This window comes from Bifidobacterium apri (genome assembly GCF_009299485.1).
GTDB classification, from domain to species: Bacteria; Actinomycetota; Actinomycetes; order Actinomycetales; family Bifidobacteriaceae; genus Bifidobacterium; species Bifidobacterium apri.
Genome location: NZ_WBSO01000001.1, coordinates 167264 through 185984 on the forward strand (window position 1 = coordinate 167264; position 18721 = coordinate 185984).

Below are 18721 nucleotides of genomic sequence, written 5' to 3' on the forward strand. Positions count from 1 at the left end.
CTTCGCCCCAACCTCGTTGCTGAACACCGTCAATTCTTACCCCTCTGTGGGACAACGTGCAACATCCATGTTTTCGCAACCATGCGCGACGCCACGCTGATGGAGTGCCGAGTCCGGATTCGCTTGAATCCCTTGCAGGACAAGAATTCCCCGGGCGGCCAACATATGCTGGACATTTCTTGCTGGACATGAACCGCCGATGTTTTCGCAACCATTGTTACGAGATGGTTAATTTTCTTCTCGCTCAGCACATTGTTTGGCACGAGCATACACAGCCGGGAACTGACGGAATCGCGGTGTGACCGGATTTGGGAGCACGTATGGGTTCCCGGGGTGGCCACGACGGAGAAGTTTGGATGAACGCGTGCGCGGGACGTGGTGCGTGCTGATGGCACCCACCATGGGCGGACTGTCCCGGTGAGCACGCCAGCGGTTGCCAACGGGCGGACGAGCCTCTCCGAGTAACGCGTCAAGCGCGCGGAAACGCCTGCCGATACCGTTGTTTAAGCTGCTCCATCGAAACATGGGTGTAGCGCTGAGTGGTACGCAACGAAGCGTGGCCAAGCATCTCCTGCACTTCTCGCAGATCGGCGCCGCCGTCGAGCATATGGGTCGCGGCGCTGTGCCGCAAGGCATGCGGGCTGATATCCGGCACCCCCGCATCCCGAGCCTGCCCATGCACAACCCGCCGGACGATCCGTTGATCGATTCGTCCGCCACGGCGTCCCAAGAACAACGCTTCACCGGATTGTTCCGTCACCAACACAGGACGGCCGACACGCAGCCACTGGTCCACAGCACGCGCTGCCGGAGCACCGAACGGAACAACCCGCTGCTTATCCCCTTTACCGGTGACCCGGACGGTCCGCTGAGCGAAATCGATATCGACGATATTGATGCCGACAAGTTCCCCGACGCGGATGCCCGTGGCATACAGCAGCTCCATCATCGCAGCATCGCGTATGGCGAGCGCCCGATCAGCAGATGACGACACAGCCGTCTGCCCTTGCGGTCGCCCCTGTCCCGGGTGCCCCTGCTCTGTCGCGGCCGCACTCCCCTGCTCGGCGTGCGCATCGGCGTCATCCATCAGCGCTTTCGCTTGGGTTTCGGTCAACACCGCAGGAAGCACCGAGGGAATCTTCGGTGTCATAAGCATCCCGGCGGGATCAGTGTCGATCAGCCCCTTATCCTGCGCCCACCGGAAGAATCCCCGAACGGCAACGGTTCTGCGTGCCATGCTGGAGCGTGCATATCCGCGGGTGTTGTCGATGGACATCCATGCCCGTAGATCATCGACGCTGACCATATCGAACGCTTCGATGCTGTCGATATGCATGGTGGCGAGGCAGTCGAGTACATCGATGCGATACGCTTTGAGCGTATTGTCGCTGGCGGCGCGGTTGACGCGCAGGTCGTGAAGGAACTCGTCGATAATCGCAGTGATCTGGCCGCCCACAAGATGCTCCATCTGCGATGAGGATTCCTTCACACCGTCCGGCCCGCTGTCGGCTCGACGGGCTCCGTGGTCACGCCGTTCCATCCGCCCACCTCCTGAAATCCATGGTAACTGTCATGGTACGCGGCAATGCTCCAAGCACAGCCGCATCATCAGCCATAAGATTGGGATGACGCCATGTCTGCGGCGGCACGCCATCGACATGGAACACGCAGGCATACAGCAAGCGAGGAGATCATGTTCATCGTTCCGCAACCCGAACCCCAGAAAGACACACGGCACATCAACGGTTCCCCGACAGCGCCAACGCCGCAGGATGCATCAGGGGCGGTTGCCGGAATACCGGCGCTTCCACGCGTAATACCGCGCGGCGCCCGTATCGTCGTCCGCACAACAGCGGGCACAGACTCGCGCACCGGAAGAATGACATATCGGGATTATGTCGGGCATGTCGAACATTGGGACGGATCCACCCTCACCATGATCCGCGATGCAGCAGCCAACGGGTCCCGTCCGCAGGAACAGGTCAGCATCGAGGCTGAGAGCATCGTGAGGCTCAAGCCCGTTCCTGAGCGTCCCCGCGCGGCTGCTCGCCATGGGGAATCCGACGCGCATCATGCATGAAAGGATGCCTGCACACTGAAATTCTCGCCTGCATGCCTGACGGTATGCCTATCGCCGTGCCGAGAATGGATCGGTTCGCTTGATGATACCCTTGACGACACGCCTTACGGCACATCCGATGGTCTACTAGCGACGATTCTTGCGTGCCGCCGATGATCACCGGCACTCGGCGGCACTTCGCCCGATGATGGGCGACCGGAACGCTGCCGGATGCCCCGGGCGCCCATGTCCCGTTGCGAATCCCGGTTCCTGATGCCCAATCACCCACAATCCAGACACACCGATATTCAGGCACACCGCCGCCGATTCGTATACCCCACGCTACCGGGCAGCGGAAGCGACCGCGGGACGGCGCTCCACGACCGCCACAAGGTCTGAGGGCCACGCCACCACCTGTTCACCGCGGCGTGCGGATTCAAGCAGCTGCTCTCGCCAGTGCGCAATATCCAGCGGTATCTGCGCAGTCGAGGGTGTTTCCCCCTGATTATGTGCGCATGCCGCCTTGTAGTCGCGGAACGGGTTGCCGTGCGCAAAAAACTCGCCGATGATTCGGTCATCACCGTCATGCAACGCATCAGCGACCGCAACCAGACGACCTGCCATATGGCGCAACAACGCCTCCACATTCTGAGCATCCTCATCAACCATCGCCCGCGTGCGCTGGGGGTCAGTCAACGCCACACGCGTCATATCACGCCACGACCCTGCGGCAAGGGCGGCGGCGATATTGCGGTCGGGATTGTCAGTCAGCTCATTGATCAACGCCGTGGCCACCACATGCGGCATGTGGGAAATGAGCGCCGCCGCACGATCATGCGTCCCATCGTCAATGACAATACACCGGTTCGCACACCCCTCGGCGATCATGCGCGCAACCACGAGAAAACGCCGGTAATCCGTTGACTCATCCACGGTAATCGCCCACAAGGCATAGTCGAACAAGCTGGGATCAGAAGCCTCGAAGCCGGAGCGTTCGGTGCCGGTCATCGGATGGGCGCCCACATAGCATTCGCCGAGACCTGCGGCGACAACCTGCTGCCGCACTAGAGCCTTCACACTGCCGACATCCGTCAACGTGGTCGCCGTGCGGTCGATCACCGGGGCGAGCCGGGAGAGCATGTCCGGCATGGCTTTGAGCGGGTTGCACAGCACAATGAGATCCGGGCGCGCGCCGGGATGCCCCGCAAGATCCTCAAGCGTATCCACGCACACGATGCCATCCCGCCGGGCTTGCTCATACGGGTGTGGACGATGGTTCCACGCCATCACTCGGTATCCGTTAGCCACCAGATGCCGTGCCAGGGAGCCGCCGATCAGCCCCAATCCGACAATACCGACCGTCATGCCCGTCATCGTATCTGTTCCCCGCCCTTGTCCTGTCGTGTCTATTTCGTCTGTTTCGTCTGCTATGTCCGTCGCACCCGTGATGCCCGTAGCACTCCTCGCCCCCACCGCTGTATCTGCGCGGCTTGCAGACTGCGGAAAATCGGCGATGATGCACCGCACGGAATCTCTATCCCCTACCACAGCAACTCCCTTGCCGCAGCGGCTCCACGATCCCACGCCTCAGGAATGGCATGCGGGTCGAAGCACACACCGCCCTGGGGCAGCATCCACTCGTTGACCGGTGGGTTCGGACGTTCCCGACGGGGGTAGACCGCCAAGGTTTTCACCCAATCGCCATGTTCCACGACTTCAGACAACACGCTGCGGAAATGCGGCTGCCAGGGCGCCGCGTCCACTGTGGCGACGAAACTGTAGGTTCCCGCATGGCCCTTGATCGGCCGCGAAATAAAGCTCGTCATATTCAGTCCAGCGTCACGCAAGACATCCAACAGATCGGCAAGTACCCCAGGTCCCGTACTCAACGGAATGAACGCGATAATCGTCTCAAACTCAGTGTTTCCGTCTGACTTCGCATGTGCCATCAGCTCAGGCGCGTCATCCCGGCGCGCAAGAACCAGAAACTCGGTGCGCGCGCCATGATAATCCTGCACATTGCGTTCCAGCGTGTCCAAATGGTACAGTTCGCCGCATATCGATGGGCCGAGCGCCACCTGTCCGTCACGCACGTCACGGCATGCCGCCGCATTCGATGTGGCAGGCCTAAGCGTGAGATGATGCCGGGCGATGAACCGTTGGCATTGCGCCAGTCCGTGCGGGTGCGCGGTCGCTTCACGGAGCGCCGCGCCGCGTTCCCGGCTGGCATGAGGTACGAACGCATCGAAGGCGACATCGACGCCGACATGGGCGAAACCGACAACGTCATCCGCATCAATCATCATGTCGAGATTCGGCACAACATAGCCTTCGACATTGTTTTCCCACGCGATGACGCCCCATCCCTCGCCGTCGCGCACATGCGCCATGACCTTCGGGATGGTGTCCTCCGGCATCGGAATGATACGATCCGACAACGGCGCGAGCGCACGGCTTGCGGACACCGCCGCCTGATGGGTGAATGAGCCTTGCGGGCCAAGATAGTACAACGGCAGCGAGCCAGACTTGGGCGCCGCCTGAGACGACGCAGGATTGCCGTTCGGCATATTCCCGGCAGTGATGTTGTGATTCATGCGGCATCCTCGTTTTGCACGATATCGGCGGTTTCAGGATGATTGCCGGCATCAGCATGATCAGCGGTTTCAGGATAATCAGCCGCCCGATGCACCGCCGGCTGAACGTCATCATCCACGGTGATTTGGAACCAACGTCTGGGCATGACCAGCAGGATGACCTGTACCGCAATCATGCCGTACAACCAAATCATGCCGACATGCTCACTCCAGAACGGCACTGCAGAAGGATCCCCGAACCCTACCGGCGCCAAGGCCCCTGAACCGCGGGGAGCCACCGCGAGACCCCACGCGACAATCGAGGACGCCGCCACATGGACCCCCATGCCCAACGCGCCCGCCCGGGAGCGCGCACACCATGCCGACAGCATGATGATGAGCAAGGCAAGAACCAGTCCATACGGAATATTCGACGATGCCCCGAGACGATGCGCAAGCGTACCGACCATGCCGACCGCCGCACCGGCGAGCAACGAAATGGTCATGCGCGTCGGATACGACTGGCGATGCGACCACGGCAGGTCACGTCCTGAAGCTGGTGAAGAAGTCATGCTTCCAGTATGCCTTCCCATCGAGAAAAACGCTTCACATCGTCCACGTTCATTCCCCTCTGCCCCTGCTTCTACCGACACTTACGGGACTCCCAGCGTCGACAGAAGGGTGCGTCCCTGCTTCTACCGACACTCACCAGCCGCTCAGTGTCGACAGAAGGCTACGAACCTGCTTCTACCGACACTCACCAGCCACTCAGCGTCGGCACCAACTTCCACCGACACTCACGGGAAACTCAACGTCGGCAGAAGGGTGGGGATTCGGCTCCTCGCCACATATGACAACGCCGCCTGCACCCACACCAGCTGGGTACAGACGGCGTTGAACCGTCACACGCCTGTGCAAATCATCGGCGCAGCGACGGCATCATGCCTCACTTGGCTGCCGCATTGTTCTGGCGACGCTGCTTGGCGCGCCACTTGTACCATTCGTCACGGCTGAGGATGATCTTGCGCACACGGATGGCTTCCGGCGTCACCTCGACGCATTCGTCCTCGTTCGCGAAATCAAGCGATTCCTCGAGGCTCATCTTGATTGGCGGGGTGAGCGTTTCAAGCACGTCGGCGGTGGAGGAACGCATATTGGTCATATGCTTGGCCAGCGTGATGTTGACATCGAGCTCGTCAGGCTTGTTGTTGATGCCGACGACCTGGCCTTCGTAGACCGGGGACTGCGGCTCGACGAAGAACTGGCCGCGGGCCTGCAGACGCTGCATGGCATACGGGGTGGCGACACCGGCGCGATCGGAGACCATGGAGCCGTTCTGGCGGGTCACAATCTCACCAGCCCACGGGGCGTAGCCAGCGGAGATGGAGCTCGCGATGCCTGTACCGCGAGTGGCGGACAGCAGTGCGGTGCGGAAACCGATCAGACCACGGGACGGCACGGTGAATTCCAGGCGCACCCAGCCGGAACCGTGGTTGGTCATCGAATCCATACGGCCCTTGCGGTCGGCCAGCAGCTGCGTGACCGTACCCATGTACTCCTCGGGCACGTCGATGGTGGTGTTCTCCATCGGCTCGTTGATCTTGCCGTCGATCATCTTGGTGACCACCTGCGGGCGGCCGACAGTCAGCTCATAGCCTTCGCGGCGCATCTCCTCGGCGAGGACGGCGAGCGCGAGTTCGCCACGACCCTGAACCTCCCACGCGTCCGGGCGGTCCGTCGGCAGCACCTTGATGGACACGTTGCCGATGAGCTCACGGTCGAGACGATCCTTGATCATGCGGGCGGTGAGCTTGTGATCCTTGCCTTCGCGGCCGGCCAGCGGGGAATCGTTGACGCCGAAGGTCATGGAGATCGCAGGATCGTCCACATGGATCAGCGGAAGCGGACGCGGGTCGTTCGGATCGACGATGGTTTCGCCGATCATGATGTCGCTCACGCCGGCGACGGCGACGATGTCACCAGGGCCTGCGGATTCCACCGGGATGCGGTCCAGGCCCTGCGTACGCAGGAGTTCGGACACGCGGAAATTCTCAATCGAACCGTCCACACGGGACAAGCCGTAGGTCTTGCCCTTCTCGAGCAGGCCGTTGTACACACGCACCAAGCCGAGACGCCCAAGGAAGTCGGAAGAATCGATATTCGCGACATGGGCCTGAAGCGGCGCGCCCTCCTCATACTGCGGGGCGGGGATATTGGCGATGATCGACTCAAACAGCGGTTCGAGGTTGTCGTTGTCCGGCAGAGCGCCGTCAGCCGGCTGGTCAGCGGAAGCGTAGCCGACCTTCGCGGCGCAGTAAATCACCGGCAGGTCGAGCAGGGAGTCGAGATCAAGGTCAACGCCTTCCTCCATGACGTCCTGAGCCAAGCCGAGCAGCAGATCAGTGGATTCGCTGACGACTTCGGAGATGCGGGCGTCCGGGCGGTCGGTCTTGTTAATGCACAGGATGACCGGCAGCTTCGCCTCGAGCGCCTTGCGCAGCACGAAACGGGTCTGCGGCAGCGGGCCTTCGGACGCGTCGACGAGCAGCACCACGCCGTCGACCATGGAGATGCCGCGCTCGACCTCGCCGCCGAAATCGGCGTGGCCGGGGGTATCGATCACGTTGATGGTGATGCCGTCGGGCTCACCGTACTTCGCGGCAAGCGGGCCGGTGTACTTGACCGCCGTGTTCTTGGCGAGGATGGTGATGCCCTTCTCGCGTTCCAGATCGTTGGAATCCATGACGCGGTCCGGGACTTCCTCACGTTCGTTGAAGACGTGGGACTGCTGGAGCATGGCGTTGACCAAGGTGGTCTTGCCGTGATCGACGTGCGCTACGATTGCCACATTACGGATATCACCGCGAACTGCCATCAATTACCTCTCTTAATTGCATGATTTGTCTACGTATCACTCTCGGATGCGGGAATCACCCACCTACCGCTTACACATAAACCGTCACAAGATTACCGGCGGACCACGACAGTACGAATCAGCAGTCCGCAAAGCACAGGAACCGGCTGTTACAACGAGCCAAGCTGCTCCTGCGCCGCCTCACGGACCACCTGCCCCGCGTCGGCCGGCAGGAAAGGCGCCAGCGAAGGCAGATCATCCAACGAGTTGAGTCCCAAATATTCGAGGAACAGCCCGGTCGTTTCCAGCAGCGCGGCATGCGTCTGGGGGTCGGCGCCGTGCTCTTGCACGAGTCCCCGCACGGTGAGCGAACGGATGACACCGTCGGAATTGACACCTCTGATTGAAGCGACCTGCGCGCGCGTCATCGGCTGCTTGTACGCGATGATGGCAAGTGCTTCGAGCGCCGCCTGCGACAGTCGTGACGTCTGCCCGTCAGTGACGAACTCGCTGACGACCGGCTCAAATTCGCTACGGCTCACATACTGCCATCCTCGGGCGCTGTTGCGCAGGGTGAACCCTCTCGGGGCGATTCCGCGGTCAGGGTCCCCATCATATGCATGTTGCAGCGTGTCAAGCGCCTCGCGTATATCCGCCGAATCGCAATGCAATGCGTGTGCCAGATCCCGCTCTTGCTGTGGCCCGTCCGCGACCATGAGCACCGCCTCCAGACATGCCGGCAAGCCGCCCGGGAAGTCTTCCGCCTGCCAGGCCTGTTGCTGTGCCGATACGTCGGATCGCACGTGGGTGCCGGCCGATTCATTTTCATTGCGGGCGGCCGCGGGACTGTCCGAAGCGTCGGCGCCTTGCCGAACATCCGTGCCCTGCGGCATGGGGTTCTGTCCATTCGTATCATGTTCGATCATGACATATCCTTCTCACCCACCAGTTCGGCAGTCTCCCGCCCGGGCACCCATCTGACGAACAACGGTTCGAATGGACCGGACTGGCGGTATTGCAACGCGCCTTGCTTGAAAAACACCAGAACCGCGAAGAACCGTACGACGACTTCAAGCGTGCCGTGCGCGTCTTCGCACAGTTTGGAGAACGCCATGCCTTCGCCGGCGGGCAATGCGCGCAACCGATCGCGGACCAGTGCGGATTGTTCGCGCAAATCCACCAGCGGCACGTGCAGTTGATGAGTTGCGACATGTTCCAACGGTGCATTCGTCAGAGCGGCCGCGGCGATGCCCGCAAGTTCCTGCGGCGTGAGCGTCCACACCAGTTGCGGCAGCATCGCAGCGAAGGCAGGGTCTGCGTTGCCGGGATGCGCGTGCCGCGCATTGTCCTCCATACGCGCCCGGAAATCGGATGCCGCCTGCTTGAATGCATGGTATTGCAGGAGTCTGGCGAACAAGAGATCGCGCTCCCGCAACGCCTCCATGCTGCGCTCATCCCGGGTGCCGTCGTCGTCATGCGGCAGCAAAGCGGCGCTTTTCGCTTCAATCAGGACGGACGCCACGTCAAGGAACGCGCTCGCCTCGTCCATATTGCGTTCGGTATCGAGCGTGCGTACATATGCGAGGAATTCTTCGGTGATCGCGGACAGGGACACTTCGGTCAATTCGAGACGCCTGTTGGCGATCATGCCGAGCAGCACGTCAAACGGCCCGGCGTAATTGTCCAGATTGACCGAGAAGCCGTCCGAGACACCGTCCGCCATGTTTGTCACGCCGGTTTCAACGCCCTGCGTGCCATGCGGAGCCGACGGCGATTCCTGCCTGGACGGCGAATGCTCGTTCACAGCGTGTCTGCCGGTGTTCAGTCGATGACCCCGCGTGCGACCATCTCACGAGCCACTTCACGGTATTCCTGCGCGGTCTTGTGATTCGGCGCGTAGATGGTGATCGGCGCCGCGGCAACTGTCGCATCAGGCAGTTTGATGGACCGGGAGATCACCGTATGGAACACCTTGTCGCCGAACGCCTCGTAAATACGTTGCAGCACTTCCTCGGAGTGCAGGGTGCGCGTGTACATGGTGACCAACACGCCGTCAATCTCGAGGGACGGATTGATGCGCGACTGCACTTTCTCAATGGATTGCATGAGCAGTGCAACGCCACGCAATGCGAAGAATTCGGCGGCGACGGGAATCATGACGCCGTCCGCCGCGGTCAGCGCATTGACGGTGAGCAGCCCAAGGGACGGCTGGCAGTCGATGATGATGAGATCGTATTCATCGCGTATCTTACGCAGGACGCTGGCGAGAATCTGTTCGCGCCCGACCTCGGTGACCAGTTGGACTTCGGCGGCAGACAAGTCGATATTCGCAGGCATGACGTCGAGATCCTTGAAATCCGTATGCTGAATGATGTCGTGCGGATCGACAGACGGGTCGAACAGAGCCGTATACACGGTGTTTTCCACGGTGTTCGCGTTGATACCAAGTCCGACCGTCGCCGCGCCTTGCGGGTCGAAATCGACAATCAGCACACGACGACCGTACTGGCTGAGCGCTCCTGCGATATTGATGGAGCTGGTGGTCTTGCCGACACCGCCTTTTTGGTTGCACATCGCGATGACACGCGCTGGCCCGTGCTCGTGGCGCGGCTGCGGCGCAGGAAACGTCTCATATTCTCGTCCCAGTAAATCCGTTGGCATACCGTTCACTGTAGCAAGCGGCGTGTCCACGCCCGGCTGGATTCCGTCTTCAGGTTCGAGCTCGTCATCATTCGTGTCATGGATGAATCGGGTCGCACCGGTATTCGTGCCCGTAATCGGCAACAATCCCTGACGGGTGTCGCGCATCGGGATCATTGTGTCATCCACGCCTACTCCTTCCCGCGTATCCGCCGCGGATACGCCTGTGGTGCGACCACGCCGCCGCACACCACACATTATCGTATCGCCCGCACGCCCCAGCGTCATTCCTGCCGAAGCGCACACCGAAGTGTACGCTGAAGCACACGCTGAAACACACGCCGGGCTGAGCGCGGAAGCATGCTTACCTCGCCCGCGGATGGGCGGTCATATAGGTTTCAATCAGGGTTTCCGGAGCGATATGCGTGTAAATCTGCGTCGTCGTAACCGAGGCGTGCCCCAGCAACTCCTGCACGGTACGCACATCCGCACCGCCCTGAATCAGATGCGTCGCGAACGAATGACGCAGCGTGTGCGGATGCAACGGTCGAGTCAGATGCGCCCGCTCCCCCGCGATGCGCACCACATCCCAAGCGCTCTGCCTAGATAACCGTCTGCCGCGTTTGTTCAGGAACACCGCACGATCTTCAGGCTGTCTGGCCGTTGATTTTTCTAGAAGCGCGGGTCTGCCTGATTCACAATACCGTTTCAGCGCCTCGCATGCATAGCTGCCGATTGGGACCAGACGCTGTTTGGAGCCTTTGCCGGTGAGCCTGACCAGCCGGTCATTCATATCGATGTCTGCAAAATCCACGCCTACGGCTTCCGAAATGCGAGCGCCAGTGGCGTAGAGGAATTCGAGCAGCGCCTTGTCCCGCAGAACCACTGGGTCATCGCTTCCGTTCAACGACGCGGCATCCAACAAGGCTGATACCTCGTCGATCGTCAATACGTCCGGCAGGTGGGATGCGCTTTTCGGCGCCCGTACTTTCGCTGAGGCATCATCACTGACCGCGCCACGCGACAGAGCGAAACGATGAAACTCGTGGATACTTGCCAAATGCCGCCGCCGGCTCGCCACGCTCTGGCCATCGCCGGCAAGCGATTCGGCGTACGACTGCACGTCCTGCGGCCGGATCTGATCAAGCGAATGGATGCCGTGATCCTCCATCCAAGTGAGATAGCGGTCAAGATCGGACCGGTAAGCCTCGACAGTCGCGTGGGCGAGCCCGCGTTCCACGGCGATATGCCCGATGAAGGCAGACAACTGATTGCGCATTGAGGAAGACGGCGTCGTCGACCGGTTCCATCGCTCGGTCATGGTTCCATCACCTCCTGTGCCGGTGTAGATAACGTTCGCACGTTGCGTGTGCGCGTAGGCGTTTGCGACTGTACTGCTGTTGCAATCCTACAGGTGCGACGACATGAGTGCGACCGTTCGTTTCCGTCTTCATGACGCAGGTTTCCCGGAGCCACGCACCATGCCTCGGTTCCGGACGGGTGTCGGATACAACGTGCTGCCAATACAACGGACGGCTGACACTACGGGTTGCTCATAACAACATGCTACTTCTACAAACTGTCTACGCCAAGACCGTTCTTGGCGTAGACAGTTTGTGAAGGTGGCGTCGGCACCCGATCCATAACGTGTCACCACGTGTCACCGCATGTCACCGTCGTATCCGGCTCCGTAGGACACGCGTACCGACCAACGGGCAGAACATACGGCAATGCCCCGACTCCTCAACGAAGTCGGGGCATTGCAAAACATCCAGTACGGCCAGCGGTGTTCACGCCGCATGACCGAGATGCTCCTGATAGGCTCAGGCAGCGACCGGAGCGTTCACATCGGCAGGCAGCGCAGCCTTGGCAGCCTCGACGATGCTCTTGAAGGTTTCCGGATCGGAGACGGCGAGCTCAGCGAGGGCACGACGGTCAAGTTCGATACCGGCGAGACGCAGACCCTGCATGAAGCGGTTGTACGTGATGCCCTCAGCGCGGACAGCGGCGTTGATGCGCTGGATCCACAGCTTGCGGAAGTCACCCTTGCGTGCCTTGCGGTCACGATAGTTGTAGGTGAAGGAGTGCAGCAGCTGCTCCTTGGCCTTGCGGTACAGGCGGGAACGCTGGCCACGATAGCCAGAAGCCCTCTCGAGAACGACGCGACGCTTCTTGTGGGCGTTGACTGCGCGCTTGACACGTGCCATAGTTATTTCCTCAGCTTTCTATTCGTCTAATAACTCAACGGGCTTCGGTTCAGCGACCGAGCAGACCGCGCATCTTCTTCGCCTGCGACGTGGCCAGCACCTCGTCGGCGGACAGGTGACGGCGCTTCTTGGCCGACTTGTGCTCGAGGTTGTGGCGCATACCGGTGCCGGCGTGCATGAGCTTGCCCGAGCCAGTGACGCGGACGCGCTTGGAAGCGGCGGAATTGGTTTTCATCTTCGGCATTGCTGCCCTCCTTGTGATCATCTATCACATCGTGTTGGATAGCGTGGGCGAATGGGCTCGGCCCATCCGACACATTCATTTGGCCTACTTGGAAGGCTTGTCTTCCTTCTGTTCGACGGAGGCGACAGCCTCTTTGGCGGCTTGTGCCGCTTTGGCCTTCGACTCCTGCTTGGCTGCGAGACGTGCCGCTTGGCGCGCCTGGCGCTCCGCGCGCGACTCGGCGCCGCGACGACGCTGCTCGGACTGGGTGTGCACCTTCTTGCCCTTGGGCGCAAGCGTCATGATGATGTTGCGACCCTCCTGCTTCGGCGCGGATTCCACCGTACCGTAGTCCTGCACTTCGTCGGCAAGCTTCTCGAGAAGCTCCACGCCGCCGATCGGACGGGACTGTTCACGGCCACGCAGCATGATGGTGACCTTGACCTTGTCTCCGCCTTCAAGGAAGCGGATGACATGGCCCTTCTTCACCTCGAAGTCGTGGGCGTCGATCTTGAGACGGAAACGGATCTCCTTGATTTCGGCGGTACTCTGATTGCGGCGCGCCTCGCGGGCCTTGATCTTCTCGTTGTACTTGTACTTGCCGTAATCAATGAGCTTGGCCACCGGAGGCTTCGCGTTCGGTGCCACCTCGACGAGATCGAGGTTCGCTTCCTTCGCCAAGTTCAACGCGACCGTAGTCGCGATGACGCCAACCTGCTCGCCGTTCGGGCCGATCAAGCGCACTTGGGAGACGCGAATCTCGTCGTTAATGCGTGGTTCGTCGCTAATGATGACTCCAATCCTCATATTTCCTTAAGCGGATTTCCCCGAAACCGTTCGCGGTGAGTTCATGGAAGACATCATGCGATTTCGCCATACGAATTTGCACGACTCAACCGTCATTCATATGCGTTTGCACGCATCAAGGTCTAACCTTGAACCCGAAACCACGACAGGCTTCCAGGTGGGGCTGACACCCGCTTTCTTGATTTCTCAAGCCGGTGCAATAGCTTAGCACATAAGCGGACAAAACACGCCAGCGTGTCGCGCCCGAACCCAATCATTCTTCACCGCACCATACATCGCCGATATAGAGGCCGAAGACACCCCCACGCCCACACACCCCACGTCCGCACCACGAAGCGTTCTCGCCCGCCACCATCGCGTTCTCGCCTACACCGCACCGCTACCCCACTATACTGGACGCATATCAGGAAGGGAGTCCCATGGGACGAGAGCGCCAGCAATTGCATGACACCGGCAAGGTAGACACGACATGCGTCGTATTCGCGGCGGGCACGTATTTCGACGATCGCCCCTCAATCCCGCACGACGCGTTCGTCGTCGCCGCCGACGGCGGGCTTGATCACGCGCGCGCACTCGGCATCCGCGCCGATGCGGTCATCGGTGATTTCGATTCGATCAGCGGGCCGGTGCCCGAACAATCCGGCACCATTCGGCTGCCCGAGGAGAAAGACGACCCCGATTTGCTGTCCGCTCTGAAAGTCGGTTGGGCCAAAGGCGCGCGGACCTTCCATATCTATGGGGCTCTCGGCGGACGCGTCGACCATTCCATCGCCAATATCCAGATACTCGCACGCCTGGCCGCGCACGGGGGCATCGGCTACCTGTTCGGCGACGGCACCGTCGTCACCGCGATCTGCGACGGATCGCTCGCATTCACCGCCGACGCTGCGACACGCGGCGCCGGGCGCATGGTATCAGTGTTTTCGCACAGCGACCAATCGACCGACGTCACAGAGCGCGGGCTCAAGTATCAGCTCGAGCACGCGACCATGCTCAACGACACGGTCCAAGGGGTCAGCAATGAGTTCCTCACGGCCACGCCTGCTCTGGTCAGCGTCGGCAAAGGCACGCTTGTCGTCACATTCCCCGCAGAAGCGGGATTGCCGAATGTCGAGCGTCTGCACGCGTTCAGCGGCGACTTGGGCGCATTGAGCACCGCCGTGTCGGCGGCACTCGCAGCACCGCGACGTTCGGCGTGACCTACCAGCGCGACCCATCGGCATGATGGATGAGCACGATTGCAAGGAACCGGGAGCTGGTATGGCCCAATCGGCATACCGGTCACGATGCGCAAGCAATCCATGCAAGAAAACGTTTGCAAAAGATGTCAGCGTTCAGCAACATCACAGATGACACCCATCGCAATCGCATAGGAATTGCGCCTTCGGCATGACCGTTTTCCCGGCATTCGTACACCGTGAGCATTACAGTGGAGAGCGTTGGTAAACAATGGCAGAGGCATGTGCTCGCACACGCTGAAGCCTGATCCCTAAGGGAGATATACATGACAGTAAAGATTGGTATCAACGGCTTCGGCCGTATCGGTCGTCTTGCGTTCCGCCGCATCTTCGAGCTGCAGGCTCGTGGTGGTCAGGCCGGTGACATCGAGGTCGCAGCCATCAACGATCTGACGACCCCGTCCATGCTGGCTTACCTGCTGAAGTACGACAGCACCCACGGCACCTTCCGTCATGACGATGGCACCCCGGTTGAGGTCACCTCCACCGATCACTCCATCATCGTGGACGGCAAGGAATACACCGTGTACGCCGAGAAGGACGCCAACAACATCCCGTGGGTCAAGAACGACGGTGTCGAGTACGTGCTCGAGTGCACCGGCTTCTACACCTCCGCTGAGAAGTCCCAGGCACACATCAACGCAGGCGCCAAGAAGGTCCTGATCTCCGCTCCGGCCAAGGACGAGACCACCCCGACCGTCGTGTTCGGCGTGAACCACGAGATCCTGAAGCCGACCGACACCATCGTGTCCGCCGGCTCCTGCACCACCAACTCCATGGCCGCCATGGTCAAGCTGCTGAACGACAAGTTCGGCATCAAGGCTGGCTTCATGACCACCATCCACGCGTACACCGGCACCCAGATGCTGCTTGACGGCCCGCGCTTCCCGAAGGCCCGCAACAACCGCGCCGCTGCGATCAACACGATTCCGCATTCCACCGGCGCCGCAAAGGCCATCGGCAAGGTCGTCCCGGAGGTCAACGGCAAGCTGCAGGGCCATGCCCAGCGCATCCAGGTCCCAGATGGCTCCGTCACCGAGCTGACCACCGTTCTCGAGAAGGCCGCCACCGTTGACGAGATCAACGAAGCCTTCAAGGAAGCCTTCTCCAACACCGATTACTACGGCTACAACGCTGATGGCATCGTGTCCTCCGACATCATCGGCGACACCCACGGTGGCGTGTTCGATCCGACGCAGACCGACGTCAACACCGTTGACGGTCTGACGCTGGCTCGTACCGTCTCCTGGTACGACAACGAGTACGGCTTCACCTCCAACATGATCCGTACCCTGCTGTACTTCGCTGAGCTCAACAAGTGAGCATAGCGTTCCAGCGCTGAACAACCCCTCGGAAGCGATTCCGAGGGGTTTTCGTTATTCTGCGGGGACTTCGGATTCGACCACGTAATCCGGAACACGCCAGGAAAACGGATATCGCTGAGACGCCTTCGGGTTTCCGTGCGAAATCCGAAAAGGCCTCCCGTCAACCGGTAGTGCAAGCATGTGGGGCATGGGCAAGAAGAAACACAATGACAAAGGCATGGGCTCGACCCCGGCGACCTTGCAGCTGGAACGCGCCGGCGTCACCTTCAAGCTGTACGAATACGACCACTCCAACGATCATATGGACGAGGGATACGGCGTCGAGGCGGCGGAGAAACTCGGTCTCAACCCCAAACAGGTGTTCAAGACATTGATGGCGGACACCGGCAAGGAGCGCGTCATCGGTGTCGTTCCGGTCAGCGGACATATGGATTTGAAGGCGTTGGCCGCTGCGGTCGGCGCGAAAAAGGCGGCAATGGCCGATCCGAAAGTCGCGATGCGTGAGAGCGGATACGTTGTCGGCGGCATCTCCCCGCTTGGCCAGCGCACTCGGCACAAAACCGTGTTGGACGAAAGCGCCCTGCAATTCGATGAAATCCTCGTGTCAGGCGGCAAACGCGGCTTGAGCGTCGGCGTCAATCCGCATGATCTGGTCGCAGTGCTCAGCGCGACGACCGCGCCGATTGGCACATGGTGACGGCATAGCGCCGGCATGGTGCGCCGTATGATGCTGCGCCGCAATGCCTAGTGTTGCAATGCCTCGTGCGCAACATCCGACGATGCCGTCGGCACGCGTCTCGCACGGCACATTTGCCAAGGGGCGACGACGCCGAATGAGGCGGTGCCCCTCAATCGTGCATGTCACGGCATACGCAACCCGGCAAAACGCCCCAGTCAACCAGCAGGCCAGGCAGAATCCAACGAGCTGCGCATGCCCACACATACACAACCCGGCAGAACACCCCACCAACCACAACACCACCCGACATCCAACCACCCACGTATACCCATACATACACAACCCGGCAGAACGTTCCAACCAACCACAACACCACCCGACATCCAACCACCCACGTATACCCGCACATACACAACCGACCAAATCATCCCGCCTGACAGAACCACCGACCAGCAACCATCACGCCGCGTATGCCCAAACATACACAACCCGACAGAACACCCCAACCAACCAGCAAACCGGGCAGGATCCAACGAGTTGCGCATCCCGGGACATACACAACCCGGCAAAACACCCCACCAGCCAGCGAACCGGGCGGGATTCAGCGGGTTGCGCATCCCGGGACATATGCCAATCATCACCTAAGATGGCACCACGCTGCTCTCCGGGTATACGCCGCGCGTCATTACGCGGCATACCACAGGTCACACGGCTCATCGCAGTACTACACATCAGCACAGCACGCCGCGACGCAAGGCCGCACAACTCAGACCGCATCACGCCACATCACAGTGCAGCACAACACAGCACAACACACATCGCATTGCGCTACATCATGGCGCGCCACGCCACATCACGCCACATCACGCCGCACCACTGCACAACACAACTCAGCGCATCACAGCAAACAGCGCTCACGCCTCCTACCGCTTGCGCAGCGCGGCAGGCAATACGAAATGCATGTTCTCCTTGACGGTCTCAACATAGGAGACATCAGAGAACCCAAGCGGCAGAAGCGCTTCAACCACGCCGTCGACCAGCGCGTCAGGCACCGAAGCACCGGACGAAACGCCGACGGTCTCCACACCGTCAAACCATGACGGATCCATTTCCGAAGCATCATCCACACGGTGGGCACGCCCCCGCCGTCCCAACGCCTCCTGCGCGACTTCCATAAGCCGCACCGAATTCGACGAGTTCGCCGACCCGACAATCACCACGCATTGCGCCTGTTCAGCAACCGTTTTCACCGCAGTCTGCCGGTTCTGTGTGGCGTAGCAGATATCGGAGCTCGGCGGCTCCTCAATCCAATCGAATCGTTCCTTCAACGCCGCCACCACGCCTGCGGTCTCATCCACACTCAACGTGGTCTGTGTCAGCAGCACTAACTTCTGTCCGGGTTGGAAATCAAGATCCGCGACATCATGTTCATGCTCAATCAGATGGACATGCTCCGGCGACTCCCCCACCACGCCGACGGCCTCATCATGCCCTCGATGCCCGATATAGACGATTTCGTACCCCTCACGAACAAAACGCGACACCTCGCGGTGGACTTTGCTCACCAGCGGGCAGGTCGCATCGACGATGAACATGCCACGCCGTTTGGCTTCCGCTTGTACCTGCGGCGATACGCCATGAGCTGAAAACACCACCGGGACACCGGCAGCGACAGCATCATCCGGGATTTCGGAGAGCTCCTCGACGAACACCGCACCCTGGGCGGCAAGATCATCGACCACATGACGGTTGTGCACAATCTGGCGACGCACATACACCGGCGGCAAACCGTTGCGAGGACTCGCGGATTTCAGGATGGTCTGCACGGTGGCGATCGCTCGGTCGACCCCGGCGCAGAATCCCCTCGGATCAGCCAGAATAATGTGCTTGCCGTCGCCGTTCATACCGCTCCCGTCTGCCAATCGTGTGTTGCGCGCCCCGCACGGGGCACCATTCATCGTAATGCCGGCCGTCATGCCGTAAGCGGTTTCGGCGAGCCTCATGCAGTTCGTGCACAACACGCCGCCCGTGACCATATTGCGTATCGTGCGACATTGCGGCATATGGCACTATGCGCCCATCGCGATAGCATGGAATCAACAAACCGCGCTGGTGC

At 60.7% G+C, this 18721-nt stretch carries 16 protein-coding genes and 1 pseudogene; 4 read left to right on the top strand and 13 right to left on the bottom strand.

Features of this window, described 5'->3' with window-relative positions:
- Window positions 1–469 precede the first annotated feature (469 nt).
- Window positions 470–1468, bottom strand: coding sequence for a tyrosine recombinase XerC (locus tag DSM100238_RS00630; RefSeq protein WP_152354956.1), 999 nt, complete (start codon window positions 1466–1468; stop codon window positions 470–472).
- Window positions 1469–1795: 327 nt separating this feature from the next.
- Here DSM100238_RS00630 and DSM100238_RS00635 point away from each other — a divergent pair, with 327 nt between their 5' ends.
- On the top strand, window positions 1796–2080 hold the full coding sequence (locus DSM100238_RS00635; protein ID WP_152354957.1) for a DUF6725 family protein: 285 nt from the start codon (window positions 1796–1798) through the stop codon (window positions 2078–2080).
- Between the two features lie 321 nt (window positions 2081–2401).
- Here DSM100238_RS00635 and DSM100238_RS00640 read toward each other — a convergent pair whose 3' ends face one another.
- The 11 genes and pseudogenes from DSM100238_RS00640 to infC form a co-directional block, all read right to left on the bottom strand.
- Window positions 2402–3433 carry a prephenate dehydrogenase gene (locus tag DSM100238_RS00640; RefSeq protein WP_152354822.1) on the bottom strand — a complete coding sequence of 344 codons (1032 nt, stop codon included), beginning with the start codon at window positions 3431–3433 and terminating at the stop codon, window positions 2402–2404.
- A 167-nt stretch (window positions 3434–3600) separates the two neighbouring features.
- Window positions 3601–4626, bottom strand: coding sequence for a prephenate dehydratase (locus tag DSM100238_RS00645; protein ID WP_167510972.1), 1026 nt, complete (start codon window positions 4624–4626; stop codon window positions 3601–3603).
- Between the two features lie 149 nt (window positions 4627–4775).
- Window positions 4776–5204 (bottom strand): annotated as a pseudogene (locus DSM100238_RS00650) (alcohol dehydrogenase); the annotation flags it as partial.
- Window positions 5205–5578: 374 nt separating this feature from the next.
- Window positions 5579–7507, bottom strand: coding sequence for a translational GTPase TypA (gene typA / locus DSM100238_RS00655; protein ID WP_015450206.1), 1929 nt, complete (start codon window positions 7505–7507; stop codon window positions 5579–5581).
- Window positions 7508–7656: 149 nt separating this feature from the next.
- Window positions 7657–8379 carry an SMC-Scp complex subunit ScpB gene (gene scpB, locus DSM100238_RS00660; protein WP_152354958.1) on the bottom strand — a complete coding sequence of 241 codons (723 nt, stop codon included), beginning with the start codon at window positions 8377–8379 and terminating at the stop codon, window positions 7657–7659.
- 29 nt (window positions 8380–8408) lie between these two features.
- Window positions 8409–9290, bottom strand: coding sequence for a segregation and condensation protein A (locus tag DSM100238_RS00665; RefSeq protein ID WP_376831187.1), 882 nt, complete (start codon window positions 9288–9290; stop codon window positions 8409–8411).
- Window positions 9291–9307: 17 nt separating this feature from the next.
- Complete coding sequence (locus DSM100238_RS00670; RefSeq protein ID WP_152354960.1) at window positions 9308–10147, bottom strand: ParA family protein; 840 nt, start codon at window positions 10145–10147, stop codon at window positions 9308–9310.
- A gap of 343 nt (window positions 10148–10490) precedes the next feature.
- Window positions 10491–11405: a site-specific tyrosine recombinase XerD gene (xerD, locus tag DSM100238_RS00675; protein WP_167510973.1), complete on the bottom strand. Its 915-nt coding sequence runs from the start codon at window positions 11403–11405 to the stop codon at window positions 10491–10493.
- 544 nt (window positions 11406–11949) lie between these two features.
- Entirely contained in the window at window positions 11950–12333 is a 384-nt protein-coding gene (rplT, locus tag DSM100238_RS00680; protein ID WP_152354825.1) for a 50S ribosomal protein L20, read from the bottom strand.
- A 49-nt stretch (window positions 12334–12382) separates the two neighbouring features.
- The gene (gene rpmI / locus DSM100238_RS00685; RefSeq protein ID WP_015450200.1) at window positions 12383–12577 is read right to left on the bottom strand and encodes a 50S ribosomal protein L35; all 195 of its coding nucleotides are present in this window, start codon (window positions 12575–12577) and stop codon (window positions 12383–12385) included.
- A gap of 84 nt (window positions 12578–12661) precedes the next feature.
- Window positions 12662–13363, bottom strand: a complete 702-nt coding sequence (gene infC, locus DSM100238_RS00690) for a translation initiation factor IF-3 (protein WP_033492305.1) — start codon at window positions 13361–13363, stop codon at window positions 12662–12664.
- A gap of 419 nt (window positions 13364–13782) precedes the next feature.
- On the opposite strand from infC, the gene DSM100238_RS00695 reads away from it, so the two are divergent.
- The 3 genes from DSM100238_RS00695 to ybaK all read left to right on the top strand — a co-directional run bounded on the left by DSM100238_RS00695 (window position 13783) and on the right by ybaK (window position 16623).
- On the top strand, window positions 13783–14562 hold the full coding sequence (locus DSM100238_RS00695; RefSeq protein WP_152354826.1) for a thiamine diphosphokinase: 780 nt from the start codon (window positions 13783–13785) through the stop codon (window positions 14560–14562).
- Between the two features lie 305 nt (window positions 14563–14867).
- Window positions 14868–15923, top strand: a complete 1056-nt coding sequence (gene gap, locus DSM100238_RS00700; protein WP_015450196.1) for a type I glyceraldehyde-3-phosphate dehydrogenase — start codon at window positions 14868–14870, stop codon at window positions 15921–15923.
- Window positions 15924–16113: 190 nt separating this feature from the next.
- Window positions 16114–16623 carry a Cys-tRNA(Pro) deacylase gene (ybaK, locus tag DSM100238_RS00705; RefSeq protein ID WP_152354827.1) on the top strand — a complete coding sequence of 170 codons (510 nt, stop codon included), beginning with the start codon at window positions 16114–16116 and terminating at the stop codon, window positions 16621–16623.
- Between the two features lie 905 nt (window positions 16624–17528).
- Here ybaK and DSM100238_RS00710 read toward each other — a convergent pair.
- Window positions 17529–18509: a 4-hydroxy-3-methylbut-2-enyl diphosphate reductase gene (locus tag DSM100238_RS00710; protein WP_152354961.1), complete on the bottom strand. Its 981-nt coding sequence runs from the start codon at window positions 18507–18509 to the stop codon at window positions 17529–17531.
- Window positions 18510–18721 lie beyond the last annotated feature (212 nt).